Source organism: Methylobacterium cerastii, assembly GCF_022179125.1.
GTDB classification, from domain to species: domain Bacteria; phylum Pseudomonadota; class Alphaproteobacteria; order Rhizobiales; family Beijerinckiaceae; genus Methylobacterium; species Methylobacterium cerastii.
In genome coordinates this window covers 1-25,670 of the sequence record NZ_BPQG01000080.1, presented here as the reverse complement: position 1 = coordinate 25,670, position 25,670 = coordinate 1, and the positions used below count along the sequence as shown (strand labels likewise).

The following is a 25,670-nucleotide window of genomic DNA, read 5'->3' as shown; positions in this document are numbered from 1 at the left end:
TCCATGCGGTCGAGGCGGGGGCACCGCGATGCCTCGTCTAGGTCGTCATCCAGGCGGTCGACCCGGGGTCGATCTTCATCGGCGGCGCGCCGGCCTCGCCCGATCACGTCTGGGTCCGCGTCGCCATCCCCGCGGGCCGGCCCCCGGATCGGAAGGCGCTGTGAGGCGCATCATGGCCGAGACGAGCGCGATCCTCGGCATCGCGGACCACGACGTCTGGGTCGCCATCTCCGAGCATCCCCGCCCACGGCCTCCTGGAATTCGGCACGGTGCTGCCCGAGCCCGGCCAGGAGGATGCGTGGCTCGCATCGCTCCCCGAGCCCTTGCGCGAAAAGCTCCGCCGCATCGCCGGACGCGGAGGCTGCCTAGCCGCCACCGCGCGATTGCGCCAAGCTGCGCCGGAAAATGGGTCCTTGCATGAAACGCATCCTGTGCGCCGCCGCCCTCGTCCTCGCGCTCGGCACCGCCGCCGAAGCCAAGGTGGTCCGGCTGGAGATCGTGGGCAAGCAGCCCTACGGCAGCTTCGCGGCCGGGGCCTACGAGCGCTGGGACGGGCGGGTCGTCGGCGAGCTGGCGTTGGACGAGGCGGGCATTCCCGACCTCGACAAGGCCGGGCGCAACGCCGCCGGAAAGGTCGAATACGGCGCGCGGATCATCCTGTTCCTGCCGGTCGACCCCGCCGCCGGCAACGGCGCCCTGCTGGTCGACGTGCCCAACCGCGGCAAGGCCTACGCCCACGCGCTCTACAACAGCCCGCGGGCGCTCCCGATGGCGTCGGGCAACCTCGATGCCGGGACGGGCTTCCTGGAGGATCGCGGTTACCGGGTCGCCGAGGTGTACTGGGAACTCGGCCAGGGCGCCGACCTGCCGTCGTTTACCGACGCGGAGGGACGGCGACGCTTCGTCGAGGGGGTCGGCTTCGCCATCGTGCGGGACGCGGCCGACTTCCTCGCGCACGCCGCCGGGGACGCCGCCGACACGCCGAACCCGCTCGCCGGCGGCGTGAGCCGCACGCTGGCCGTCGGCAAGTCGCAGGACGGGCGCTTCCTCAAGACCTTCCTGCTGCACGGCTTCAACCGGGCCGAGGGCCGGCGCGTCTTCGACGGGATGCACGTCTTCGTCTCGGGCGCCGGGCTGCTGCCGATCCTGCGCTCGGGGCTAGGGCCCGGATCGAGCGCCGACGGCGCGCCGAACTTCGCCGACCCGGAGTTTCCCGGCGTCCACGACGGGCGGCTGACCGTCGGCGCGATCGTCGCCGCGGCCGAGGCGCGGGGAGAGGTGCCGCCCAAGGCGATGCTGCTCAATTCCACCGTGGACTATGCGTCGCTGCGCGCCTCGCTGGGCCGTACCGGCGCCTCGGGCACCGCGGACCTCGCCCTGCCGGGCAACGTCCGGATGTACGACGTGGCCGGCGCCTCGCACGTCACCGTGCTCAAGGCCGAGCCCTGCACCCTGCCGCCGGGCCGGCTCGACTGGGCGCCGGTGGCGCGCGCGACCCTGCAGCGCCTGGACGGCTGGGTCGCGCGGAACGAACCTCCGCCCGAGACCCGGCTGATGCCGCTGGAACCGGCCACCGGCGACCCGGCCGTGCTGCAGCCGCCCAAGGCCCTGCCGGATGCGGTGGTGCAGGTGCCGCGACGCGACGCCGACGGCAACCCGCTCGGCGGCGTGCGCCTGCCCGACATCGCCGTGCCGCTCGGCATCCACGGCCTGCAGAACGCACCGCTCTCCACCTTCACCTGCTCGCTCGTCGGCGCCTACCGGCCGTTCGCGCGGACAGCCGGCGGGGGCGGGCCGCCTTCGCTGACCGAGCGCTACCGAAACCAGGCCGACTACGTGAACCGCGTGCGCGCCGCCGCCCGGGAGGCCGCGGCCCAGGGCTTCCTGCTGCCGGAGGATGCGGCGATCGTCGTCAACGCGGCTGCCGAGACCCCGATTTTCGACGCGCAGACCCCGTCGGCGCCGCCGCGCTGATTGCGGCCGGCCGGCCGGGTGCTAGGGTCCGCCGGCATTCGCGCACCGCGCGAATCGCCGGCGCCGCCGCTCGCGGCGCCCGGCGCGACGGGACGAGGACGACCATGCTGGGATCGGGGTTCGGGCGTCGGATCGGGCTTCTGGCCGGGCTCCTGGTCGCGACACCCACTTTGGCGCCCTCTTGGGCTCAGGCGCCTGCGCCCGGCGCGCGCCCCGCGGCCAGGCCCGCCTCGACATCCGCTCCGACTCCCGCGGCGCGGCCCGCGCCCGCCTTCGCCAGACCCTTCGTGCGCGAGGCGCTAGCGAGCGCGGCCGTGCGGCTCGAGGCGTCGCTGAAGGGCGAGTCGGGCGGGGTCACGAAGAATCCCGCCGCGTCGCGCCGCGCCGCCGAGGCGCTGCTCGCCGACGACAAGCCCGCCGAGGCGCTCCCACTGTTCTCCGCCGCGGCCGCCGGCGACCCGTCCGACATCCAGGCCTGGCTCGGCTACGCGCGGGCGGCCGACGCGGTCGCCGGGGACGACGAGAACAAGGATTACGAGGGCCGCGCGCGCCTGCGCGGCCGGGCGCCGGCCGCCGCCTATCAGGCCTACCAGCGCGCGCGCACCGCCCCCGAGGCGGCCCAGGCCCTGGCCCAGCTCGCCGAGATCCAGGGCGGCCGGGCGGAGTGGCGCCCGGCGCTCGAAGCCTACGCCGCGAGCCTGGCCCTCGACGACGTGGCCGCGGTGCGCGAGGCCTACGAGACGATGCGCGCCGAGCACGGCTTCCGCATCCTCGACTACAAGGTCGACGCGGACGCCGCCGCCCCTCGGGTGTGCTTCACCTTCTCCGAGCCGGTCGCGGCCAGGACCGACTTCGCCCCCTTCGTCGCGGTGTCGGGCGCGACCAACGCCGCGGTCACGGCGGAGGGCGCGCAGGTCTGCGTCGACGGCTTGAAGCACGGCGGCTCCTACGCCTTCGTCGTGCGCCAGGGCCTGCCCTCCTCGGTCGGCGAGGTGCTGCTGAAGTCGGCCGACTACGAGGTCTACGTCCGCGACCGCGCCCCCCAGGTGCGCTTCACCGGCCGCAACTACGTCCTGCCCCGCACCGGCCAGGCGGGGGTGCCGCTGGTCTCGGTCAACGCCCCGAAGCTCGACGTCGAGGTGCTGCGCATCGGCGACCGCGGCCTGCTGCCGTCGCTCCGATCGGAGGAGTTCCTGGGCCAGCTCAACGGCGCCACCGCGCGCACCATCGCCGCGGAGAAGGGCGTCCAGGTCTGGAAGGGCACCCTCGACACCGCCAAGGCCGAGGTGAACCAGGAGGCGGTCACCGCCTTCCCGGTGCTGCAGGCGGTCGGCAAGCTCGAGCCCGGCCTCTACGTGATGCTGGCCCAGCCCTCCGGCGCCGTCGCGTCGTCCGAGGGCGAGGACGGCTACGAAGCGAAGGCGACGCAGTGGTTCGTGGTCTCCGACCTCGGGTTGACCGCCTTCAAGGGCCGCGACGGCGTCCACGTCTTCGCGCGCTCGCTCGCCGCCGCCACGGTGGTGCCGAACGCCGAGATCCGCCTCGTCGCCCGCAACAACGAGGTGCTGGCCACCCGCCGCACCGACGAGAGCGGGCATGCCGCCTTCGATCCGGGGCTCGCCCGCGGGGAGGGCGGCGCGGCGCCGAGCCTCGTGGTGGCGCAGGTCGGCGACGATTACGGCTTCCTCGACCTCAACCTCGCGGCCTTCGACCTCACCGACCGCGGCGTGAAGGGCCGGGCCGACGCCGGCGCGATCGAGGCCTACGTCTTCCCCGAGCGCGGGGTCTACCGCTCCGGCGAGACCGTGCAGATCACCGCCATCCTCCGCGACGGGCAAGGCAAGGCGGTGCCGAGCCTGCCGCTGACCCTGGTGGTCAAGCGCCCCGACGGCGTCGAGTACCGCCGCGTCTCGGTGGCAGACCAGGGCCTGGGCGGGCGCGCCCTGCCGCTGCCGCTGCTCTCGGGCGCGATGCACGGCACCTGGCGGATCGCGGCCTTCACCGACCCGAAGGCGCCGGCCGTCGGCGAGGCCTCGTTCCTGCTCGAGGACTACGTCCCCGAGCGGCTCGAGGTGACGCTGAAGCCCGAGCAGCCGGCCCTGCGCAAGGGCGAGGCCGCGAAGGTCGCGGTGACCGCGCGCTACCTCTACGGCGCGCCGGGCTCGGGGCTCGACGTCTCGGGCAGCGTCACCGTGCAGGCGGCGGCCGCGAGCGGCGTCAAGGGCCTGGAAGGCTTCCAGGTCGGCCTCGACGACGAGGCGATCGAGGCCTCGACCCAGGAGATCGAGGCGCGCGCCACCACCGACGCCAAGGGCGAGGCCGTGGTGACCGTCCCGGTGCAGGCGCTCGCCGCCCCGCGCCCGCTGGAGGCCAAGATCACCCTGGCCGTGGGCGAGCCCGGCGGGCGGGCGCTGTCGCGCAGCCTCACCCTGCCGATCCTGCCCGAGGGGCCGGTGCTGGCGATCCGCAAGGGGTTTTCGGACGATTTGCCGGTGAACGGCACGGCGGGCTTCGACGTGGTGATGGCGACCCCCGACGGCACGCGGCTGGCGCAGGGCGGCGTGACCTGGACGCTGTCGCGCCTGGAGCAGACCTACCAATGGTACCGCGCCGACGGCCGCTGGTCGTTCGAGCCGGTGAAGTCCGTGCGCCGCGTCGCCGACGGCACCCTCGACCTGAAGGCCGACGCGCCGGCCAAGGTCGCGCAGGCCCTCGGCTTCGGCAAGTACCGGCTGGAGGCGAGCGCGCCGGGCAAGCCGGGGGCTGCGGCGAGCGTCACCTTCAGCGTCGGCTGGGGCGGCTCGGAGACGGCCGACGTGCCCGACCTCCTCGACCTCACCCTCGACAAGGCGGCCTACAAGGCCGGCGACACCCTGCAGGCGCGGCTGAACCCGCACTTCAAGGGCCGGGCCACCGTGACGGTGGTCGGCGACCGGGTCCAGGTGGTGCGCGACGTGGACGTGCCGGAGGCGGGCGCCACGGTGTCGATCCCGGTCAAGGCCGAGTGGGGCGCCGGCGCCTACCTCGTCGCCACCGCCTACCGGCCCCTCGACCAGGCGGCCAAGCGCCTGCCGGGCCGGGCGCTCGGGCTGGCGTGGTTCTCCGTCGACCGGGCCGAGCGCGCGCTCACGGTCTCGGTCGAGACCCCGGCGAAGGCCCGGCCGCGCCAGGACCTGACCCTGCCGATCCGCCTCGCGGGCCTCAAGTCCGGCGAGGCGGCGCGCGTCACCGTGGCGATGGTCGACGTCGGCATCCTCAACCTTACCCGCTACGAGGCGCCGAACCCCGTCGCCTACTTCCTCGGCCAGAAGGCGCTCGGCCCCGAGATCCGCGACGTCTACGGGTACCTGATCGACGGGATGCAGGGCACGGTCGGCGCGATCCGCTCCGGCGGCGACGGAGCCGGCGCGGAGCTCGCGGATTCGCCCCCGACCCAGGCCCCGCTCGCGCTCTATTCCGGCGTGGTGAGCGTGGCCCCGGACGGCAGCGCCAGCGTCACCTTCCCGGTGCCCGCCTTCAACGGCACCGCGCGGGTGATGGTCACCGCCTGGAGCGGTGCCCGCGTCGGCCAGGCCTCGGCCGACGTGATCGTGCGCGACCCCGTGGTGGTCACCGGCACGCTGCCGCGCTTCCTCAACGCCGGCGACCGCTCGCGCGCCTTCGTGGCGCTGGACAACGTCGAGGGGCAGGCCGGCGACTACACCCTCGACCTCGACCTCGCCGGCCCGGTGCTGGTCGGCGCGCAGGCGGTGCGCTCGACGATGCGGCTGGAGGCGGGCGCCAAGGGGCAGCTCGTCGTGCCGATCACCGCGGCCGGCCCCGGCACCGCGACCCTCGACCTGACGCTGTCCGGCCCCGGCCTCGCGGCGGGCGTCGGCCAGCGCTTCACGCTCGCGGTCTCGCCCGGCACCGGTGCGCTGGTGCGGCGCGAGGTGCGCACGCTCGCGCCCGGCGCCGGCCTGCAGGTCTCCGGCGACCTCCTCGCCGACATCCTGCCCGGCACCGGCACGGTCTCGGTGGGGGCCTCGGCGCTGCCCGGCATCGACGTGCCGGCGCTGCTGCTGGCGCTCGACCGCTACCCTTACGGCTGCTCCGAGCAGGTGGTGAGCCGGGCGATGCCGCTGCTCTACGTCAACGCGCTCGCCGCCCGCGACCGGCTCGCCCTCGACGACACCGTCGACGCCCGGATCCGCGAGGCGATCGAGCGGGTGCTGTCGCGCCAGGATGCGAGTGGCGATTTCGGGCTGTGGTCGGCGCAAGGCTCGAACGACCTCTGGCTCTCGGCCTACATCACCGACTTCCTGACGCGGGCCCGCGAGCGCGGGTTCGCCGTCCCGCAGGTCGCGTTCGGCCAAGCCCTCGACCGCCTGCGCAACGCGGTCGCCAACACCACCGAGGTGCGCGACGGCGGCACCGACCTCGCCTACGCCGCCTACGTGCTCGCCCGGAACGGCCGCCCGGTGATGGGGGACCTGCGCTACCTCGCCGACACCAAGCTCGCCGACTTCGCCACCCCCCTCGGGCGGGCGCAGATCGCGGCGGCCCTGGCGCTGCTGGGCGACCGCGGCCGTGCGGCCAAGGCGATGGACTCGGCGCTGACGGCGCTGCGCTCCGAGCGGGACAAGCAGAGCTACCGCGCCGACTACGGCTCGCGCCTGCGCGACGGCGCCGGCCTGCTGGCGCTCGCCGCCGAGACCGGCTTCTCGCAGGCCGCGCTGACCCCGGTCTCCGCGGTCCTCACCGAAGAGCGCGCCTCGGGGCGGGTCACCAGCACGCAGGAGAACACCTGGATGGTGCTGGCGGCGCAAGGGCTGACAAAGGAGTCCGACGCGCTGTCCTTCACCGTCGACGGCGCGCCCCAGTCCGGCCCCCTGGCGCGCAGCTACAAGGCGGCGGCGCTGGAGCGCCCGGTGGCGATCGTCAACACCGGCCGGGCGCCGGTGCAGGTGGCGCTCGGTGTCTCCGGCAACCCGGTGACGCCGGAGCCGGCCGACGCGCGGGGCTACACGATCGAGCGGAGCTACCACCGCCTCGACGGAAGCGTCGTCGACCCCGCCCGCGGCATCCGCCAGAACGACCGCCTCGTGGTGGTGTTGAAGGTGACGGAGGCCAAGGCCAGCGCCGGCCGCCTGCTGCTGGTCGACCGCCTGCCCGCAGGCCTCGAGATCGACAACCCGAAGCTCCTCGACGCCGACGGGCTCAGCGGCCTGGCCTTCGCGAAGTCCGACGTGCAGCCGGTCCACACCGAGTTCCGAGACGACCGCTTCGTGGCCGCCTACGACCGCACCCCCGAGCAATCGGCCTTCTTCACCGCCGCCTACACCGTGCGCGCGGTCTCGCCGGGCACCTACGTCCACCCGGCCGCGACGATCGAGGACATGTACCGCCCCGAACGCTTCGGCCGCACCGCGTTCGGCTCCGTCGAGATCGGGGCGGCGAAGTAGGGATGGCGGACGAGCGAGACCCGGTGGCGCGCGCGGCTCCCTCTCCCATGGGGAGAGGGCTGGGGTGAGGGGCGTGACCTCTCCGGACAGTTCTCATCCCTCACCCCAACCCTCTTCCGAACGGGAGAGGGGGCCTGCGGGTGGTCCGGCATCCGCGCGGGCCCGACCCACCCGACGATGGCCGCTTGCCGGCCTCGCGCTCCTCGTCGTCGTGGCGGCGGTTCCCCTCCTCGCCCTCTGGCGCTTCGCGGCGACGCTACCGCCCCTCGACCTGACGCAGGCTGACCTCCGCTCGACCATCGTCGTCGACGCGCGCGACACCCTGCTGCGCCCGTTCGCCACCCCGGACGGGCGCTGGCGGCTGCCGGTGCGGGCGGCCTCCGTCGACCCGCGCTATCTCACGATGCTCACGGCCTACGAGGACCGGCGCTTCGCCGACCATCCCGGCATCGACCCGGCGGCGACGCTCCGGGCCGCCTGGCAATGGCTGGCGCACGGACGGATCGTCTCCGGCGGCTCGACCCTGTCGATGCAGGTCGCCCGCCTCGTCGAGCCGCGCCCCGAGCGCTCGCTCGCCGCGAAGCTCCGGCAGATGGTCCGCGCGGTCGAGCTGGAGCGCCGCTTCGGCAAGGCCGGCGTGCTCGACCTCTACCTCGCGCTCGCCCCCTATGGCGGCCCGGTCGAGGGGGTGCGGGCGGCGGCGCTCGCCTATTTCGGGCGCGAGCCCGCCCGCCTGTCGTTCGCCGAATCCGCCCTCCTCGTCGCCCTGCCGCAGGCGCCCGAGACCCGCCGGCCGGACCGGTTCGCCGACACCGCCCGGCGGGCGCGGGACCGCGTGCTCGACATCGCCGCCGCCCGCGGCGCGATCACCCGCGCCGAGGCCGCCGCCGCCAAGGCCGAGCCGGTGCCGGACCGGCGGCGCCCGTTCCCGATGGTGGCGGCGCACGCGGCCGAGGAGGCGGTGGCCGCCGACCCGGGCGCGGCGGTGCTGCGCCTGACGCTGGACGGCCGCCTCCAGGCGAGCCTCGAGCAGCTCGCCGCGGAGCGGGCGCAAGGGGCCGGCCCCGGCCTCTCGGCGGCGATCCTCGCGATCGACAACCGCACCGGCGCGGTGCTCGCCCAGGTCGGCAGCGCCGGCTACCGCGACGCCGCGCGCCGCGGCGCCATCGACATGACGCTGGCCGTGCGCTCGCCGGGCTCGGCCCTAAAGCCCTTCATCTACGCGCAGGCCTTCGAGAGCGGGCTGGCGCATCCCGAGACACTGCTCGACGACCGTCCGGCCCGCTACGCCGCGTCCTACGCCCCCGAGAACTTCGACCTGACCTACCAGGGCACCGTCACCGCGCGCCGCGCGCTGCAGCTTTCGCTCAACGTGCCCGCCGTCGCGCTGATGGAGGCGGTGGGGCCTGCCCGGTTCATCGCCCGTCTGCGGGCGGCGGGCGCTACGATCCTGCTGCCGCGCGACGCCGCGCCGGGGCTGCCGGTGGCGCTCGGCGGCCTGGGGATCACGCTGACCGACCTCGCCCGGCTCTATGCCGGGCTGGCCCGCGGCGGCGCCATGCCGGAGCTGATGCGCCGCGCCGACCGGCCGCCGCCTGCCGACTCCGCCCGCCGCGTCGCCGAGCCGGTGGCCGCCTGGTACGTCGCCGACATCCTGCGCGGCGCGCCGCCCCCCGAGAACGCGCTGCCCGGCCGCATCGCCTACAAGACCGGCACCTCGTTCGGCTATCGCGACGCCTGGGCTGCGGGCTTCGACCGGCGCGTGACGATCGCGGTCTGGGTCGGGCGGCCGGACGGGGCGGCGGTGCCGGGGCTGGTCGGCCGCGCCGTCGCGGCGCCGATCCTGTTCGACGCGTTCTCGCGCTTCGGCGGCGAGCCCGAGCCGGTGGCCCAGCCGCGCGACGCGCTCGTCGCCACCTCGGCCGCCCTGCCGCCGCCGCTCCGTCACATCCGCCGCGACGCGCCCAAGACCCTGGCGGCGGCCGACGCGGCGCCCCTCAAGATCGCCTACCCGCCCGACGGCGCCCGCATCGATCTCGGGCTGCAGGACCTGAAGGGGGACCCTGCGCAGCAGGCCCGCCTCGCCCTCAAGGCGCTCGGCGGCGTGCCGCCGCTGACCTGGATGGTCGGCGGGAAGCCGGTGGCGGATTCCGCCCGGCGCCAGTCCGAATGGGTCCCCGACGGCGCCGGCTTCGCCCGCATCTCGGTCCTCGACGCGACGGGGGCGAGCGACAGCGTCGTGGTGCGGCTGGAGTGAGCGTCGTCCGCTCGTCGCATCGATTGCCCGGGGTCGCCCCCGGCCGTATGGTGATCGAAATCGCAAATCGTTGAACGCAGGGCGAGCATCCCGATGGCGAGCCGATCCGAGCCGCACCCGCACCGACCCGCCGGTTCGATCCGGCCCGAGCGGTCGCCCGCGATCGAGGCCGCCGCGACCTCCCGATCGAAGGTCCAGGCGGTGCTGGCCCGCGCGCAGGAAAGCGGCCTGATCGCGCGGAAGGGCGGTCGCATCTCGGGGCGCGTGTCGCCGGAGCTGATCGAGCGCGCGAAGGCGCGCACCGGTATCCGCTCGGACACCGAGCTCGTGGAGTTCGCCCTGGCGAACCTGGCGATCGAGGACGACTTCGCCGACACGTTCCGGGGGCTGCGGGGCACGGTCGATCCGAGCCTCGATCTCGATTTCTAAACCGTGGCGTTCGACTTCCGGTCCGCCGAACGCGTCAGGCGGCGCGCTGCGGCGCGGACCCTCGCCCGCCGCCCCGACGACGCGCTTCCGTTCCTCGGACCCGACGCGTCGGCCGGGAACGGGCTTCTCCTCGATACCTGCGTCTACATCGACCAGATGCAGGGCAAGGCGCCCGCCGTCGTCGAGGACCTGCTCGCGATCCGGCCGGTGAACCACAGCGCCGTCGCCGTGCAGGAACTCCTGCATGCGGTGGGCGTGCTCGATCCGGGCGACGCGCGGACCCCAGCCGCCGTCGCGGCGATCGAGGCGGCCGTCGAGGCCATGCCGGCGCATCGCCTGTTCGTGCCGGACATGGACGTCCTCGGCCAGGCCGCCGTGTATGCCGGCCTGCTCGCGCGCGTTCAGGGCTACGGCAAGCCCGAGCGCATGAAGGCCCTCCACGACTGCGTGCTCTTCGTCCAGGCGATGAAGCACGGGTTCGCCGTGCTGACCCGCAACGTGCGGGAGTTCGACGCCCTGCTCCAGATCCGGGCGGACGGCCGGGTGCTGTTCTATCGGACCTGACGAGCTGCGACGGGGGGCGTTGCGGATGATGGCGGCCCCCCAGCGCTCGCGCGTCCGGGGCCGCGCGCCGCCCCCCGTAACCCTTTGCAAAGCCGGATGTGGCGTCTATCCGTTCGGGCGGGCCGCCGCGGCGGCCGGGTTCCGCGTCGCCAAGCCGGACGACCAAGTCCGAAGACCAAGTCCGAAGAAAACGCCCGGAGCGTGCCATGAATGCCGTGACCCTCGACGCCCTCGACCTCTCCGCGCTGCTGTGCTCCCGCGTCTGCCACGACGTGATCAGCCCCGTGGGCGCGATCGTGAACGGTCTCGAGGTGCTGGAGGACGACCAGGACGAGTCGATGCGCGAGTTCGCCCTCGACCTGATCCGCAAGAGCGCGCGCCACGCCTCCGCCCGGCTGCAATTCGCCCGGATCGCGTTCGGCGCGGCGGGCTCGGCCGGGGCCTCGATCGACCTCGCCGACGCGGAGAAGGTCTCCCGCGGCATGTTCTCCGACGAGAAGACCCAGCTCAGCTGGAGCGCGCCGGTGGCGCTCTTCCCCAAGAACAAGGTCAAGCTGCTCTTGAACCTCGTGATGATTTCCACCGGCGCGATCCCGCGCGGCGGCCTCCTCGACGTCAAGGTCACGGGCGACGGCGAGGCCCCGACCCTGGTGCTGGTCGCCAAGGGCTCGCACGCCCGCATCCCGCCCCATGTCGAGGCGCTGATCGCCGGCACGCCCGAGAACGGCGTCGTCGACGCCCACGGCATCCTGCCCTACTACGCCGGCCTCGTGGCCCGCGCCGCCGCCATGACCGTGAGCTTCTCCATCGAGGGCGACACCGTGACGATCCGCTCGGAGCCGGTCGCCGCCGCGGTCGAGCCGGTGATCGAGACGCCGCCGGCCAGCTCCGAGGACGACCGGCCGTCCGACAGCGAGCCGTCGGACACCCTGCTCGCCTGAGGGGCGGGCTCGTCCCTCTCCCCGCAGCGGTTCCTGGATGCGGACGCCTCGCCACGCGTCCCGAGCAAGGCACGGGTCCCCTCTCCCGTTCGGGAGAGGGGACCACGCGGTGCTTCGCGCGATCCACCCCCCCTGCGTCACACTGAACGCCCGCGCGCTCGGCCGGAAACTTGGCCGGTGTTCGCCGGGTCTTCCCCCTGATCCCAGGCCGACGTTCCGGCCGCCGCTCAGGAGATGCACGATGGCCCTCGACACGCGCGACATCTACGTCACGGCTCTGAAGAACACCCACGCCCTGGAGATGCAGGCGCTCCAGATCATGGAGCGCCAGGTCGAACGGCTGCAGAACTATCCCGAGATGGAGGCGGCGCTCCGCCGCCACATCGACGAGACCCACGGCCAGCGCACACGCCTGGAGGAGGCGCTGCACAGCCTGGCCGAGAGCTCGTCCGCGCTGAAGGAGGGGTTCCTCGGCTTCGTCGGCAACATGATGGCGCTCGGGCACGCGCCGGCCCAGGACGAGATCCTGAAGAACGCCTACGCCAACCACGCCTTCGAGAACTTCGAGATCGCGGCCTACACCTCGCTGCTCGCGATCGGCGAGGCCGCCGGCCAGCAGGGGCATGCCGCCGCCTTCCAGCAATCGCTGAAGGAGGAGGAGGGCATGGCCGCCAAGGTGCGCGAGCTCGTCCGCCCGACGACCCTGCGCTACATCGAGCTGTCCACCGCCGGCGAGAAGGCCGACCGGTAAACGACCAGGGAGGGCGACGTCTTCGGCGCGAAGAGCGCCGCGCGGAGCGGCGGGCTTGTCCGGACGGATGTCCGGGCATGCGTCGAGCGGAGCGGAAGCCTAAGCCCGCGGAGGCGGGCGCCGGCGATCGAGGCCGGCAAGAAGCCCAAGATGATCGCTTTTTGAGCGATCACCGAGGGGCGTTGCTCGCGACCGGCTTTGCGCCCTATGTCGGACGGGTCGGCCGCGCCGGCCCGCCAGGACGAAACAGCTCGATGCGCTTCACCGGAACCGAGTCCTACGTCGCGACGCCCGACCTGACGGCGGCCGTCAACGCCGCCATCGTGCTCGAGCGGCCGCTGCTGGTGAAGGGCGAGCCCGGCACCGGCAAGACGGTGCTGGCCGAGGAGATCGCCAAGGGCCTCGGCGCCCGGCTCCTCACGTGGAACGTGAAGTCGACCACCAAGGCGCAGCAGGGCCTGTACGAGTACGACGCGGTCTCGCGCCTGCGCGACTCGCAGCTCGGCGACCCGCGGGTCTCGGACATTGCGAACTACATCCGCCGCGGCAAGCTGTGGGAGGCCTTCACCGCCGACGAGCGCCCGGTGCTCTTGATCGACGAGATCGACAAGGCCGACATCGAGTTCCCGAACGACCTGCTCACCGAGCTCGATCGCATGGAGTTCTTCGTCTACGAGACCGGCGAGACGGTGCGGGCGGATCGCCGCCCGGTGGTGATCATCACTTCGAACAACGAGAAGGAGCTGCCGGACGCGTTCCTGCGCCGGTGCTTCTTCCACTACATCAAGTTCCCGGACGCGCAGACGCTGCAATCGATCGTCGACGTGCACTATCCCGGCATCAAGCACCGCCTCGTCGAGGAGGCGCTGCGGGTGTTCCTGGAGACCCGCGAGGTGCCGGGCCTCAAGAAGAAGCCCTCGACCTCGGAACTCCTCGACTGGCTCAAGCTCCTCGTCTCGGAGGACGTCGATCCCGAGACGCTGCGCGAGACCAATGCCCGCAAGCTGATCCCGCCGCTGCACGGGGCGCTGCTCAAGAACGAGCAGGACGTCAGCCTGTTCGAGAAGCTGGCCTTCATGATGCGGCGCGAGGGGCGCGGGGGCTGAGGCGCCGTTTCGGCGTCCTCCTTCCTGGTCCCGGGCGGACCGACCCCCATGCATCCCCTCGCCCCGCCTGCGGGGAGAGGGCCGTGTCTCCCCCTTGTCGGGGAGCACGGCGAGGCGGCAGCCGAGGGTGAGGGGGGGGTGGACGGAGGAGGCTCGTTCGTCGAAGCCCCCTCACCGCCGCTGCGGCTTCGCCTCTGCTTCCTGCAGGCACGACGCGGTGCCTGCAGGCCTCTTCCCGCGTGCGAGGAGAGGGGGCCGCGCGTCGGACCCGCGAAAGACGCATCCCGCTCTGTCCATCGTATCGCACTCACTCAGATCGCGCCGCATGAAGATGAAAAAGCTCGGCCGCACCGGCCTCGACGTGTCCGCCCTCTGCCTCGGCTGCATGACCTACGGCATCCCTGAGCGCGGGCCCCATCCCTGGACGCTGCCGGAGGACGAGAGCCGTCCGCTGATCCACCAGGCGCTCGACCTCGGCATCAACTTCTTCGACACGGCCAACTACTATTCCGACGGCACCAGCGAGGAGATCGTCGGGCGGGCGCTGAAGGATTACGGCGACCGCGACAGCCTCGTCGTCGCGACGAAGTGCTACTTCCCGCTCAAGGACCAGCCGAACGCCGGCGGCCTCTCGCGAAAAGCGATCTTTTCCGCGATCGACGCCAGCCTGAAGCGGCTCGGCATGGACCACGTCGACCTGTTCCAGATCCACCGCTGGGACTACGACACCCCGATCGAGGTGACGCTCGAGGCGCTGCACGACGTGGTGAAGGCCGGCAAGGCGCGGTATCTCGGCGCCTCGTCGATGTACGCGTGGCAGTTCTCGAAGGCGCTCTACACCGCGGACCTCCATGGCTGGACGCGGTTCGCGACCATGCAGAACCACGTCAACCTGCTGCATCGCGAGGAGGAGCGCGAGATGCTGCCGCTCTGCCGCGACCAGGGGATCTCCGTGCTGCCCTGGAGCCCGCTCGCCCGCGGGCGGCTGACCCGCGACCCCGATTCCACCACCGCGCGCCAGGACAGCGACGCCGTCGGCAAGGGCCTCTACGACGCGGCCGCCGCGGCGGACGAGGCGATCATCGCCAAGGTCGCCGAGATCGCGAAGGCCCGCGGCGTGCCGCGCGCGCAGGTGGCCCTCGCCTGGGTCGCGGCCAAGCCCGAGGTCGCCGCCCCGATCGTCGGCGCCTCGAAGGGGGGCCACCTCACCGACGCGGTCGCCGCCCTCGACCTCGTGCTGACGCCGGAGGAGACGCAGGGCCTCGAAGCGCTCTACACCCCGCACCCGATCGTCGGATTCGCCTGATGCGCCGCCTGCTGCTCCTGCGCCACGCCAAGTCCGACCGGCCGCCGGGCGTCTCCGACATCGACCGGCCCCTCGACGCCCGCGGCCGCGAGGCCGCGCCGCGGATGGGCGCCTACCTCGCGAGCGAAGGCCTGAAGCCGGACCTCGCCCTGGTCTCGCCGTCGAAGCGCACGCGGGAAACCTGGGAGGCGGTGGCGACCGCCCTCGACGCGGTGCGCGTGCGCATCGTCGAGACGATCTACGAGGCCCCGCCCGCCGCGCTGCTTGCGGCCGTCCGCGAAAGCCCCGACACGGCCGACACCTTGATCCTCGTGGGCCACAACCCCGGCACCGAGGCGCTCGCCGACATGCTGGTGGCGGAGGGCGCGCGCGCCGCGCAGAAGCGCCTCGCGCAGGGCTTCCCCACGGCGGCGCTGGCGGTGATCGAGTTCGACGTGGCGCATTGGAGCGAGGTCGGCCGCAACGGCCGCCTGGAGCGCTTCGTGCGGCCGAAGGACTTGAGCCCCGACCTGACGGATTAGGGGCGAACACGATCAGCTTGATCGCGAGAATGGCGGCCCGGCCGGAGAATGGACGTCACTCGGGTTTCCGGTGCCCGAGACTCTCGGCGAGGCGCACGAGATATCCGTCGGGGTCTTGGACGAGGAACTCTCGTTGGCCGGCCTCGATCGGACCTGTCCGATACCAGGCCTCCCTCGGCTCATCGAACAGCGGCCAGCGCGCGGTCTCGAGCGCGGCCAGGATCGGGTCCAGCCGGTCGACCATGATCTGGAAGTTCACCCCCCGGCCGTAGGGACGATCCAGGACGCCCGTCGACCAGCGACCGTTCAGCTGACACAGCATGATCTGGGCTCTGCCCCGCGTGAGATAGGCGAAGCGGGCGGCCGGGCGATCGTAGGCGACGGCGAACCCGAGCAGGTCGCACCAGAACCGCAGGCTCGCATCGAGATCGCTGACGGACAGCTCCGGCGTCAGGGCCGAGAAGCCGCCTTCCGGGGGAGCGCCGGAGCCTGAAGCGCGGGCGCGTTCGACGGGGTCGGGAAGCGGTTCCATGCCGTCGATAAGGTCATCGTCCGAGCGAGGCGGTCAAGGCTTGCGCACCGTCGCAAACCCTTGGTCACGTCGTCGAGCCGGTTGCGTTTCGACCCCGGCCGAACGGCTCAGAGGTCGCCGAACGCCAGCTGCCCCTGGTTGCGCCGCGGCGCGGGGGCGGTCTTGGCCTTGACCGGGATGCTCTTGCCCGACGCGCGCTTCACCGTGGGCGCCTTGCGCGCCGTCGGCTCGCCGCGCAGGCGGGCGAGCGCCTTGTCGCGGGCCACCGCCTCGGGGGCGTGCGGATCGCCGTCGAGCCACTTGCCGCGCTTGATCACCTCGTTGACCCGCCCCTGGTTCACGCCGACCTTGAAGGCGATCTCCTGCTGGGTCATCCCGGTGGAGGCGTGCAGGTCGAGGATGGCGTGGGCGAGTTCCGGCGTCATCTTCTGCCCGGTCAGCCGGCGGGCGGGCTTCACCGTGCGGGTGGCGCGGTCGCGCTCGCGCAGGCGCTCCAGCAGCGCGAGCGCCATGTTCATGCCGTGCTCGCGCAGCGACTCCTCGAATTCCTTCAGCGTCGCCATCGGCGAATGATCCTTGCGCGGGCGAGACCGCCCGGAACAGGGGGAGAACGTGCCGCCTCGGCATCGGTTGCGCAAGGCGTTCCGGTTGCGGCATCCCGGGATGACAGGACGCAGGTGCCGTCATCCACCGGAAAACCGCCGCGGCTGGCCCTTCCCGCGGGCGTCGGCTAAACCCGCGGACCCGCGAAGCCGGCCACGCGACAGGACACGCGACCCGCATGATCAGCCCGATCCTCACCGTCCCCGCTGCGGGATCCGCCGCGAACGGCTCGCTCGCCGCGGCGCTCGAAGGCGGCGCGGTGCTGATGTTCCCCGATCTCGACTTCCCGTTCAGCGACTTCGAGCGGCGCTTCACCGAGCGCCCGTTCGCCGACGGCAAGGCCAAGAACGTCAACATCCGCGGCGAGGCGGCGAGCCTCCGGGGCGCCGCCGGCACGCCGGAGGAGCAGGAGGCCCTGCGCCGGCTGCTGGTGCGCTATCGCGGTTTCGCCGAAGCGCTGATCGCGCGCCACCTGCCGGAATATGCCGACCGGATCAGCCTCGCCGGCACCTCGTACCGGCCCTTCGACGTGGACCGGCGCAAGATGAGCTGGCGCCGCGACGACACCCGCCTGCACGTCGACGCCTTCCCCTCGAACCCGATCGGCGAGAAGCGCATCCTGCGGGTGTTCCGCAACATCAACCCGAGCGGCCAGCCGCGCCTGTGGCGGGTGGGCGAGGATTTCGGCTCGATGGCCGACAAGTTCCTGCCCAAGCTCCCGGGCTATTCGCCGCTCTCGGCGCGCCTGCTGGCGGCGCTCCGCATCACCAAGGCGCGGCGCTCGGAATACGACCACCTGATGCTGCACCTGCACGACGCCCTGAAGCAGGACGAAGGCTACCAGGCGAACGCCCCCCAGGCCGACGTGGAATTCCAGCCCGGCCAGACCTGGGTGACCTTCTCCGACCTCGTCATGCACGGGGCCATGGGCGGCCGCTACATGCTGGAGCAGACCGCCTACCTGCCGGTCTCCGCCCAGGCCGACCCGGAGACGAGCCCGCAGCGGATCCTCGCGCGCAAGCTCGGCCGCCCGCTCCAATAGGTTTTTTCCGCACAAGGACGTGACACGAATGATCCTCGAAATCGCGCAGGTCGAGATCAAGCCCGGCATGGAGGCCGAGTTCGAGGCCGGCATCAGTCGGGCCGCCGAGATCTTCCGGGTCGCCGCCGGCTGCCGCAGCTTCGACGTGCGGCGCTCGGTCGAGCATCCGCAGCGCTACCGCCTGCTGATCGAGTGGGAGACGCTGGAGGCCCACACCAAGGACTTCACCGGCTCGCAAGCTTGGCAGGATTACCGCGCCATCGTCTCCCCGTGCTTCGCGAGCCCGCCCGCGGTGGAGCACACCGAGCGGGTGCTGAAGGCGTTCTGACGGATCGCTCGACGCGCCCCCTCTCCCGAACGGGAGAGGCGACCCGCGCTTCCTGCGGAGTGATCGGTCCCGAAGCATCGACAGAGCTTGCGCCCACGTCGTCCCGCAACGATGCTCGCGCAAAGCTCGGGCGAGACAAGAAGCACATGATCCAGCGTCCCCTCCGCATCGGCACCCGCGGTAGCCCGATGGCGCTCGCGCAGACCGGCATGGTCCGCGACAAGATCGTGGCGGCCAACCCCGGCCTCGAGACCGAGCTGGTCGTCGTCACCACCGTGGCGGACAAGATCCTGGACCGGCCGCTCTCCGAGATCGGCGGCAAGGGGCTGTTCACCAAGGAATTGGAGCAGGCGCTGTTCTCCGACGAGGTGGATGTCGCCGTCCACTCGATGAAGGACGTCGAGACCTGGCTGCCCGAGGGGCTGGTCATCGCCTGCATCCTGGCGCGCGACGACCCGCGCGACGCCTTCCTGTCGCCGCGGGCCTCCGGGTTCGCGGAACTGCCCGAGGGCGCGCGCGTCGGCACCTCCTCGCTCCGGCGCGCGGCGCAGGTGCTGATGCGCCGGCCGGACCTGCGGATCGTGCCGCTGCGCGGCAACGCCAACACCCGCATGCGCAAGCTCGAGGCCGGCGAGTGCGACGCGACGCTGCTGGCGCTCGCCGGCCTCGAGCGCCTCGGCCTGGAGGGCATGGCGCGCTCGGTGCTCTCGGTCGAGGAGATGCTGCCGGCGGTGGCCCAAGGGGCGCTGGGCATCGAGGCCCGCGAAGGCGACGCCGAGATCCACGCGCTGCTGGCCCCGTTGGCCTGCGCCCGCACCACCACCGCCATCGGCGCCGAGCGGGCGCTGCTGGCCGAGCTCGACGGCTCCTGCCGCACGCCGATCGCGGCGCTGGCGCGGATCGAGGGCGACACGCTCAGCCTCAACGGCCTGCTGTTCCTCCCCGACGGCAGCCGCCATTGGGCCGCCTCCCGCTCGGGCCCGGTCGCCGACGCGGCCCGGATCGGCCGCGAGTGCGGGGCCGAGATCAAGGCGGCGGCGGGCGAGATCTACACGAAGCACCTGCAGTAGGCCGCGGCGCCCCGGACGGATGGAGCGCGGGTCCCCTCTCCCGTTCGGGAGAGGGACAGGGTGAGGGGCGAGGTCTTTCCGGACATGTCGCCCCCCTCACCCCAACCCTCTCCCATTCGGGAGAGGGGGCCGGTCGGCGTGTCCTGATTTCGCCTCACGCCACGCTGCGTTCGATCTGCTCCTCGTCGCAGATCACGCCCGCCGTGCCCTCGTATTCCGCGGCGAAGTCGTGGGCGGCCTGCACCGGGGCCGGGGTGGTGCGGTCGGCCGCGAAGGTGGCGAGGAACGAGCGCATCACGTGGCGCACGCCCGCGTCGTTGATGGTGCGCAGGTCGTCGTTGTAGTAGCGCCCCGCGTTCACGTTGCTGGTGACGATGTCGTAGGCGGGGAAGTACACCGCCCGCGGGTCGCCGGAGGCGCAGGCCTCGCCCGCCGCCACCCGCAGCACCGACTTCGAGTAGCTGTTCGATTCCATCACGTGCCGGTCCATGAAGGTGGCGATCATCGGCACCGGCGAGACCGTGAGGATGATGCGGGCCGAAGCGTTCACGCTCCAGAGCCGTTCGAGGAAGCCCTGCAGGTCGGCGAGCACCTCGGCCGCGCCGGCGTTGACGCATTCGTAGAGCGCCGGATCGTAGGTGCCGCCGGCGACGCCCGGGGCCAGCGGCAGGGCGGCCCCGTCGGCGCGCCAGCGCCAGCCCTCGGTGAGGCCCAGCGTCAGCACGAACACGTCCAGCGTCTCGAACAGGCGGCGCACCTCGGCCAGATGCGCGTCGCGGGCGGCCACCACCGCGGCCTCGTCGGGGAAGCCCGCGGGCTCGACGGTGGGGCGGAACGGGTCGACGTAGCGGCCGTCCTCGCGCAGCCACGCCTTCAATTCGGGCTCGAACCGGCCGTAGGCGCGGTCGAACAGCTGCACGAACTGGCGCGTGTAGTAGAGGTTGCCGTAGCGGGCCGAGAAGGTGCCGAACTGGCGCGCGTCGGCCTCCGCGCGGGCGGTGCCCTCGGGGGCGGGCTCCGTCACGTAGTAGTTGAAGCCCTCCGCTCGAAGAGCCTCGGCGACGCGCTGGGCGAAGCACGATCCGCCGGTGGCGACCTTGTCGCCCTGGCCGATGGAGAAGGGGGCGCGCGGCCGCGGATCGACCGCGAACGGGGCGACGTTGGTCACGACCTTGCGCCAGAAACGCTCGGCCGGTAGACCGCTATAGGGGTTGGCCGTCATCTTTTGGACCCTTCCTCCGACCTCCGGCGCGTCCGCCTCGGCGATGCGTCCCGAGATTCTTAGCCCCACCCGATGCACCCGGCGCGAACGTGGCCCTGTCCGATCTGCCCAGGCGCGCCCGCGGCGCGTTCTCGTTGTCGCCGCCATCCTGGGCGACACCGTGGCGCGCCAAGCCCGCCGCCGACGCGGGCCGCCGCGGACCACGGATCGCGGTGCTCGGCAACTGCCAGGCCCGCGGGGTGGCCCAGGCGATGCGGCTCCTGGCGCCCGACAGCCCCGTCCGCTTCCTGCCGATGGGAACGCTCGGGCGCGACCACGGCCACATCGACGGCCTGGTCTCGACGCTCGCCTCCAGCGACCACGTGTTCTCGCAGCTGTTTCCGGCCGGTCTGCTCCCGGGGGGCGACATCACGGTGCTCCGCCGCCGCGACCCGCGCACCCGGATGTTCCCGACGATCGTGTTCTCGGCCTTCCACCCGGACATGGTCTACGCCGGCCGGGTCGAGGACCTGGCGGCGCTGAAGCTCGCGCGCTCGCCGCTGGGGCAGTACCACTCGGCCATCGCCCTGTGCGCCCACCGCCTCGGCCTCACCGCGGCCCAGACGGAGCGGTTGTTCCGCGAAGACGTCTTCCGCCGGCTCGGCTACCTCGACCAGTGGGAGCCGGCGGTGCGCGAGCTGGTCGGCGGCGGGGCCATGGTCGGCTTCGGGCTGGAGCGCGAGATGAGCCGCTGGGGCCGGCGCGGCGCGTTCATGCACGTGATCAACCACCCGAAGGTCTTCGTGATCGCCGACATCGCCCGGCGCCTGCTCGTCGAGAGCGGCTTCACGCCGGAGCCGGTGGAGATCGAGGACTACCTCGGCGACGAGCTCGCCCGCGACGTGGTCTGGCCGGTCTACCCGCCGATCGCCGAGGTCTACGGGTTGACCGGCTCGTACCTGTTCAAGACCAAGCCCCGCGGCGACGCCTTCCCGGACCTCTACGACCTGCCCGGCTTCCTCGCGGCGAGCTTCGCGCTCTACGACGCGGCCGAGCCCGGCGACCTCGCCTGCGCCCGGGTCGAGGCCTGGATCGCCGCGCCGGAGATCGTGGCGATGTTCCGCGCGGCGTGAGCCGGCGGCGCCCGGGGCGAGGCGCCTGGTTCGTCCGTGCGAACGCCCTGCGGTCACACCGCCGCGCGGACCGGCGCGTCGAGGCGGCCCCGCGCCATCATCCGCACCACCTGCTCGACGTCGCGGATCTGGAACGGCTTGCGCAGGTACAGGCTGCCGCCGACGGCCCGCGGGGGCAGGGCGGGGGCCGTCGAGGTGTAGACCACCGGCCGGTCGGGATGCAGCGCGCGGAAGGCCTCGGCCACGCTCCAGCCGTCGATCAGGCCGGGCAGGCGAATGTCGGTGAACAGACAGTCGATCGCGCGGCCGCGCTCGCGCAGGATCGTCAGCGCGGCCTCGCCGCTCGACGCCTCGACCACGCCGATGCCCTGGGTCGCGCAGAGCGAGGCGATGATCTCGAGGAGCAGGTAGCTGTCCTCGACAATGAGCACGTTCTGGGCGGAAGGCATCGCGGTCGATCCGGCGGTCGGTGCGCGAGCTTGGGGGCCAAGGCGGTTAACGCTCGGTGAAGGCGCCCGGGCTCGAGGCCTGCTCGGCCCGTCTCGGCGAGCGACGATGTTGCGCCGCCGCAACGCCGCGCCCGAATTCGGCGCGCCGTGCCGACCGGGCCGCGCGACCGCCGCATTGGGAGCGCCTGACGGGGCCGGCGACGCGCCGGGCGACAGGCTCGGTCCGGCGTGCGCAACGACACATCGGCGGCGGATGGGCCGTGTTGGAAACCTCGCGTCAAGCTTGATGGAACCTTCGCTTAACCCGATCGGCCTAAAGCCCAATCTCGTTTGAACGCGCGGACCTCAACGCGCCCAACTCGCCGCGACCCGCGCCGGGCCGGCGCACCTCAAGTCCGCTCGTGGAGTGACAGACATGCCCCGATCCGCGCGCTTCCGCGCCGCCTCCCTGCGCACCCTTTCCCTGCGCACCCTCTCCCTGGGCCTCGCCCTCTGCGCCGGCCTCGCGGTCTCGGCCTGCAGCAGCGACAAGGACCTCGCCGACGCCTCGGCCTTCGGCGGCGGCGCCTCGACGCCGGGCAGCGCGCAGGACTTCGTCGTGAACATCGGCGACCGGGTGTTCTTCGAGTCCGACTCGACCGACCTGACGCCCACCGCCACCGGCACCCTCGACAAGCAGGCGGCCTGGCTGCAGCGCTACCCGCGCTACAGCTTCCTCATCGAGGGCCATGCCGACGAGCGCGGCACCCGCGAGTACAACTTCTCGCTCGGCGCCCGCCGCGCGCAGGCCGTGAACGACTACCTCGCCTCCCGCGGCATCGGTGCCGGCCGGATGCGCACCGTCTCCTACGGCAAGGAGCGCCCGGTCGCGGTCTGCAACGACATCTCGTGCTGGTCGCAGAACCGCCGCGCCGTGACGGTGCTCGACCGCGGCGCCGGAAGCTGACCGGCAGGCGCGACCTTCGTCACCGGACGACCCCGCATCCCGCCTTCGCCACCCCGCGGCCCCCTCAGGCGGCCGCCCCGGGGTGAGCGGTGGGGGCGGCACCCGCCACGACGCGTCCAGCCGACCCGTCCGGCGCAGGTCAACCTCTCGCGACGTGTCGGCAGAGGTTGCCGAGGATGGCGGCCCAGCCGCTGCGCTGCTGCTCGATGGGAAAACGGGTCTCGGGATCGAACGCGACCTTCACGCCGGTCCGCTCGCCCAACGCGGTGAACGCGACCACCGCATGACGGTCGCCGAACGCGTATTCGATCCGTTCGTTCGGGACGATCCTGGTGTAGGTGCCCGCGAAATCGAAGCCCATGCTGCCGTCCTTTGCCTCCATGCGCGAGGTGAACGTGCCGCCTTCCCGAAGGTCGACGGTCGCCGTCGGACAATGCCAGTCGTCGGACGCGAAATTCCACTGCGTGATCTGGTCCGGCGTCGTGTAGGCGTCCCAGACGACGCCGACCGGTGCGGAGGCCGTCGCTTCTACGATGATCCGTTCCTGGGGCATGTGAACTCCGCATCCGGCCGTTCGCGATTCCGCGGGCCGCACCTCACACCGGGCCGGTCGCGGCGGCAACCTCCGGGGCGGCCGCGCCCAGGGCGACGCGCCGCGGAACGGCGCGAATCTCCGGTGCGCCGCCGCGTGCGGCCGATCCTGGAGGCCCGCATCTCACCGCGCGGCTCGATGAGCCCGAAGCCGACATCGCCTTAACTTTGCCGCGCTGGGCGGCATCTGCTACCGGCCTCGCGCCGACCTTGCGCGCTCCCTGTCACGACCGGTGCCACCATGCTCCGCCGCCTGCTTCTCGCCTCCTGTGCCGCCTTCAGCCTCGCCGCCCCGGCCGCGGCGCAGGACGCCTCCGAATTCGTCGTGCGCCTCAACCGGATCGAGAACCAGTCCCGGCTGATGGCCGGGCAGATCGAGACGCTGCAATACGAGAACCGGCAGCTCAAGGAGCAGCTTCGGAAGTTCCAGGAGGACGTCGAGTTCCGCCTGAACGAGAAGGGCGGCGGCAAGTCCGCGCCCGCGCCGAGCCGGGAGCCGGCCGGCGCCGTCAACGGCGGCAACCCGGGCGCCCCCCGCCCGCAGAAGCGCGGCGACGCCTTCGACCCCGAGCAGAACCCGGGCCGCCCCGGCGCGCCGATGCAGCTCGGCGCCGCCCAGCCCTCCGCTCCGGTCGCCGCGCCCGCCCCGGCCGCGCCGATGGCGCAGACCCGGCGCCTGCCGGAGCCGGCGATCGACGACGGCGAGGATGCCGAGACGCGGGGCGCTCCCGGCTACGACGAGCCCGTCGACCTGTCGCCGCCCGCCCGCGTCGGCACCACCGGCGCGCTGCCGAACCCGGCGCGCGCGCCGGCGAGCGTCGCGGCCACCGGCTCGGGCGACGCGACCAGCGACTACGAGGCGGCCGTCGGGCACATCCGCGAGAAGCGCTACGAGCAGGCGGAGATGTCCTTCCGCCAGTTCATCCAGTCGCACCCGCGCGACGGCCACGTGCCGGCGGCGACCTACTGGCTCGGCGAGAGCTACCTGCAGCGCAACCGCAACCGCGAGGCGGCCGAGCAGTTCCTGAAGGTCTCGACCGACTACGCCCGCTCGCCCCAGGCGCCGGAGGCGATGCTCAAGCTCGGCGTCTCGCTGAACGCCCTGGGCGCCCGAGAGCAGGCCTGCGCGACGCTGGCCGAGCTCGACCGCAAGTTCCCCGCCGCGGGCTCGACCGTGCGCCAGAGCGTGGCGCGCGAGCAGAAGCGCGCACGCTGCGCGGCGTGAGCGGCCCGCGCGACGATCCCGACCCCCGGATTCGTCGCGCCCTCGACACCGCCCTCGCACCTTGGCTGGCCAGCGACGCAATCCTGCTGCTCGCCGTCTCCGGCGGCCCCGATTCCACCGCCCTGATGCGGGCCGCCGCGGGCCGGCGCGACGGGCTCTTCGTCGCCACCGTCGATCACGGCCTGCGCCCCGAATCCGCTGAGGAGGCCCGCGCCGTCGCCGCCGCCGCCGCCGTGCTCGGGCTCCCGCACGCGATCCTGCGTTGGGACGGCGCCCACCCCGGCACCGCCATCCAGGCGACGGCGCGCGCCGCCCGCTACCGCCTGCTCGCCGCGCACGCCGCCTCGGTCGGCGCCGGCTACCTGCTGACCGGCCACACCCGCGACGACCAGGTCGAGACGGTGCTCATGCGCCTGATCGCCGGAAGCGGCCCCGCGGGCCTTGCCGGGATGCGGCGGGAGCGCCCGCTGGCGCCGGGGCTCGTGCTGGCCCGCCCCTTCCTCGACATCCCCAAGGTCGATCTCGTCGCCTGGTGCGAAGCGGAGGGCGTCGGCTTCGTCCGCGACCCCTCGAACGCCGACGACCGCTACGGCCGGGTGCGCCTTCGCCGGTTGCTGCCGCTGCTCGCCGCCGAAGGGTTCACGAGCGAACGATTCGCAAAGGTGGCCGAGCGCGCCGCCCGCGACGACGCGGCGCTGGCCGCGATGGCGGACTCCGCCTTCCGGCAAGCCGTCTTCGCCGCGCCTTCCGTGAAAGGGCGGGGCGATGGCAGAGGAGGGGCGTCCGATCCACTCCCTCATCCTGAGGTGCCGGAGCGGAGCGGAGGCCTCGAAGGAGCCATCGAGAGGCCGCTGCGACCCCTGGAGCCCTCCTTCGAGGCGGCTGACGCCGCACCCCAGGATGAGGTGGTGAGGGGTATCGAACCAGCTGCGATCACCTCCCCCGCAGAGAGGGGAGGGGGTGCTGCGGCGATCGGGCCGCTCCATCTCGACGGCCCCACCCTCGCCGACCTCCCCGAGGCCGTCGCGCTCCGCGTCGTCGACCTCGCCCTCGACCGGGCCGGCGGCGCGCTGCCGCGGCGGCTGGAGCGGTTGGAGCGGCTGGTGCTCGGCGACCTGCTCCCGGCGCTGCGGGCGGGGCGCCCGGTGCGGCGCACCCTGCGCGGCCTCGTGGTCGCCGCCGACGCGGCCGGCCGCGTGACGATCCGGCCGGCGCCACCGCGGCGTGGCGACGACGCCGCCCCCGACAGCCCCGCCC

General features: G+C 73.1%; 21 protein-coding genes and 1 pseudogene. 17 read left to right on the top strand and 5 right to left on the bottom strand.

Annotated elements, in window-relative coordinates; all coding sequences use genetic code 11:
* Positions 1-417 precede the first annotated feature (417 nt).
* The 10 genes from MFF13_RS22145 (at position 418) to MFF13_RS22100 (ending at position 15,293) form a co-directional block, all read left to right on the top strand.
* Positions 418-1,974, top strand: coding sequence for an alpha/beta hydrolase domain-containing protein (locus MFF13_RS22145; RefSeq protein ID WP_238272942.1), 1,557 nt, complete (start codon positions 418-420; stop codon positions 1,972-1,974).
* 104 nt (positions 1,975-2,078) lie between these two features.
* Positions 2,079-7,418 carry an alpha-2-macroglobulin family protein gene (locus MFF13_RS22140; RefSeq protein ID WP_147764299.1) on the top strand — a complete coding sequence of 1,780 codons (5,340 nt, stop codon included), beginning with the start codon at positions 2,079-2,081 and terminating at the stop codon, positions 7,416-7,418.
* A 73-nt stretch (positions 7,419-7,491) separates the two neighbouring features.
* The gene (gene pbpC / locus MFF13_RS22135) at positions 7,492-9,675 is read left to right on the top strand and encodes a penicillin-binding protein 1C (RefSeq protein WP_505744300.1); all 2,184 of its coding nucleotides are present in this window, start codon (positions 7,492-7,494) and stop codon (positions 9,673-9,675) included.
* Positions 9,676-9,768: 93 nt separating this feature from the next.
* Positions 9,769-10,104, top strand: a complete 336-nt coding sequence (locus MFF13_RS22130; RefSeq protein ID WP_238272940.1) for a hypothetical protein — start codon at positions 9,769-9,771, stop codon at positions 10,102-10,104.
* Between the two features lie 3 nt (positions 10,105-10,107).
* Positions 10,108-10,668 carry a type II toxin-antitoxin system VapC family toxin gene (locus tag MFF13_RS22125; RefSeq protein ID WP_147753526.1) on the top strand — a complete coding sequence of 187 codons (561 nt, stop codon included), beginning with the start codon at positions 10,108-10,110 and terminating at the stop codon, positions 10,666-10,668.
* A gap of 206 nt (positions 10,669-10,874) precedes the next feature.
* Positions 10,875-11,609, top strand: a complete 735-nt coding sequence (chpT, locus tag MFF13_RS22120; RefSeq protein WP_147764297.1) for a histidine phosphotransferase ChpT — start codon at positions 10,875-10,877, stop codon at positions 11,607-11,609.
* 241 nt (positions 11,610-11,850) lie between these two features.
* Positions 11,851-12,360, top strand: a complete 510-nt coding sequence (locus MFF13_RS22115) for a ferritin-like domain-containing protein (protein WP_147764296.1) — start codon at positions 11,851-11,853, stop codon at positions 12,358-12,360.
* A 254-nt stretch (positions 12,361-12,614) separates the two neighbouring features.
* Positions 12,615-13,466: an AAA family ATPase gene (locus tag MFF13_RS22110; protein WP_147764295.1), complete on the top strand. Its 852-nt coding sequence runs from the start codon at positions 12,615-12,617 to the stop codon at positions 13,464-13,466.
* A gap of 325 nt (positions 13,467-13,791) precedes the next feature.
* Positions 13,792-14,772, top strand: coding sequence for an aldo/keto reductase (locus MFF13_RS22105; RefSeq protein WP_238272939.1), 981 nt, complete (start codon positions 13,792-13,794; stop codon positions 14,770-14,772).
* A complete protein-coding gene (locus MFF13_RS22100; protein WP_147764293.1) occupies positions 14,772-15,293 on the top strand; it encodes a SixA phosphatase family protein in 522 nt (173 codons plus the stop codon). The genes MFF13_RS22105 and MFF13_RS22100 overlap by 1 nt, the downstream gene beginning before the upstream one ends.
* 55 nt (positions 15,294-15,348) lie before the next feature.
* Here the strand turns inward: MFF13_RS22100 and MFF13_RS22095 are convergent, their stop codons facing one another.
* Positions 15,349-15,825, bottom strand: a complete 477-nt coding sequence (locus MFF13_RS22095) for a bleomycin resistance protein (protein ID WP_147764292.1) — start codon at positions 15,823-15,825, stop codon at positions 15,349-15,351.
* A gap of 107 nt (positions 15,826-15,932) precedes the next feature.
* Complete coding sequence (locus MFF13_RS22090; protein ID WP_147753519.1) at positions 15,933-16,388, bottom strand: RNA polymerase subunit sigma-70; 456 nt, start codon at positions 16,386-16,388, stop codon at positions 15,933-15,935.
* Between the two features lie 218 nt (positions 16,389-16,606).
* Here MFF13_RS22090 and kdoO point away from each other — a divergent pair, with 218 nt between their 5' ends.
* The 3 genes from kdoO to hemC all read left to right on the top strand — a co-directional run bounded on the left by kdoO (position 16,607) and on the right by hemC (position 18,868).
* Positions 16,607-17,470, top strand: a complete 864-nt coding sequence (gene kdoO, locus MFF13_RS22085; protein WP_147764291.1) for a Kdo hydroxylase KdoO — start codon at positions 16,607-16,609, stop codon at positions 17,468-17,470.
* A gap of 28 nt (positions 17,471-17,498) precedes the next feature.
* Positions 17,499-17,798: an antibiotic biosynthesis monooxygenase family protein gene (locus MFF13_RS22080; RefSeq protein WP_147753517.1), complete on the top strand. Its 300-nt coding sequence runs from the start codon at positions 17,499-17,501 to the stop codon at positions 17,796-17,798.
* A 146-nt stretch (positions 17,799-17,944) separates the two neighbouring features.
* Positions 17,945-18,868: a hydroxymethylbilane synthase gene (gene hemC / locus MFF13_RS22075; protein WP_147764290.1), complete on the top strand. Its 924-nt coding sequence runs from the start codon at positions 17,945-17,947 to the stop codon at positions 18,866-18,868.
* 154 nt (positions 18,869-19,022) lie between these two features.
* Here hemC and MFF13_RS22070 read toward each other — a convergent pair whose 3' ends face one another.
* Positions 19,023-20,090 carry a GSCFA domain-containing protein gene (locus MFF13_RS22070; protein ID WP_147753515.1) on the bottom strand — a complete coding sequence of 356 codons (1,068 nt, stop codon included), beginning with the start codon at positions 20,088-20,090 and terminating at the stop codon, positions 19,023-19,025.
* Positions 20,091-20,179: 89 nt separating this feature from the next.
* Here MFF13_RS22070 and MFF13_RS22065 point away from each other — a divergent pair, with 89 nt between their 5' ends.
* Positions 20,180-21,202, top strand: a complete 1,023-nt coding sequence (locus MFF13_RS22065) for a WcbI family polysaccharide biosynthesis putative acetyltransferase (protein WP_147764289.1) — start codon at positions 20,180-20,182, stop codon at positions 21,200-21,202.
* A 53-nt stretch (positions 21,203-21,255) separates the two neighbouring features.
* Here MFF13_RS22065 and MFF13_RS22060 read toward each other — a convergent pair whose 3' ends face one another.
* Positions 21,256-21,651, bottom strand: a complete 396-nt coding sequence (locus MFF13_RS22060) for a response regulator (RefSeq protein WP_147753513.1) — start codon at positions 21,649-21,651, stop codon at positions 21,256-21,258.
* 415 nt (positions 21,652-22,066) lie between these two features.
* Between MFF13_RS22060 and pal the strand changes: the two genes are divergently transcribed.
* Complete coding sequence (gene pal, locus MFF13_RS22055) at positions 22,067-22,597, top strand: peptidoglycan-associated lipoprotein Pal (protein WP_147764288.1); 531 nt, start codon at positions 22,067-22,069, stop codon at positions 22,595-22,597.
* Between the two features lie 139 nt (positions 22,598-22,736).
* Here the strand turns inward: pal and MFF13_RS22050 are convergent, their stop codons facing one another.
* On the bottom strand, positions 22,737-23,150 hold the full coding sequence (locus tag MFF13_RS22050; protein WP_147764287.1) for an SRPBCC domain-containing protein: 414 nt from the start codon (positions 23,148-23,150) through the stop codon (positions 22,737-22,739).
* A gap of 279 nt (positions 23,151-23,429) precedes the next feature.
* Between MFF13_RS22050 and ybgF the strand changes: the two genes are divergently transcribed.
* Together ybgF and tilS are read left to right on the top strand one after the other, a co-directional pair.
* A complete protein-coding gene (gene ybgF / locus MFF13_RS22045; RefSeq protein ID WP_147764286.1) occupies positions 23,430-24,413 on the top strand; it encodes a tol-pal system protein YbgF in 984 nt (327 codons plus the stop codon).
* Positions 24,410-25,174: pseudogene (gene tilS, locus MFF13_RS22040) on the top strand (tRNA lysidine(34) synthetase TilS); the annotation flags it as partial. The gene ybgF and the pseudogene tilS, both read left to right, overlap by 4 nt.
* Between the last annotated feature and the right edge of the window lie 496 nt (positions 25,175-25,670).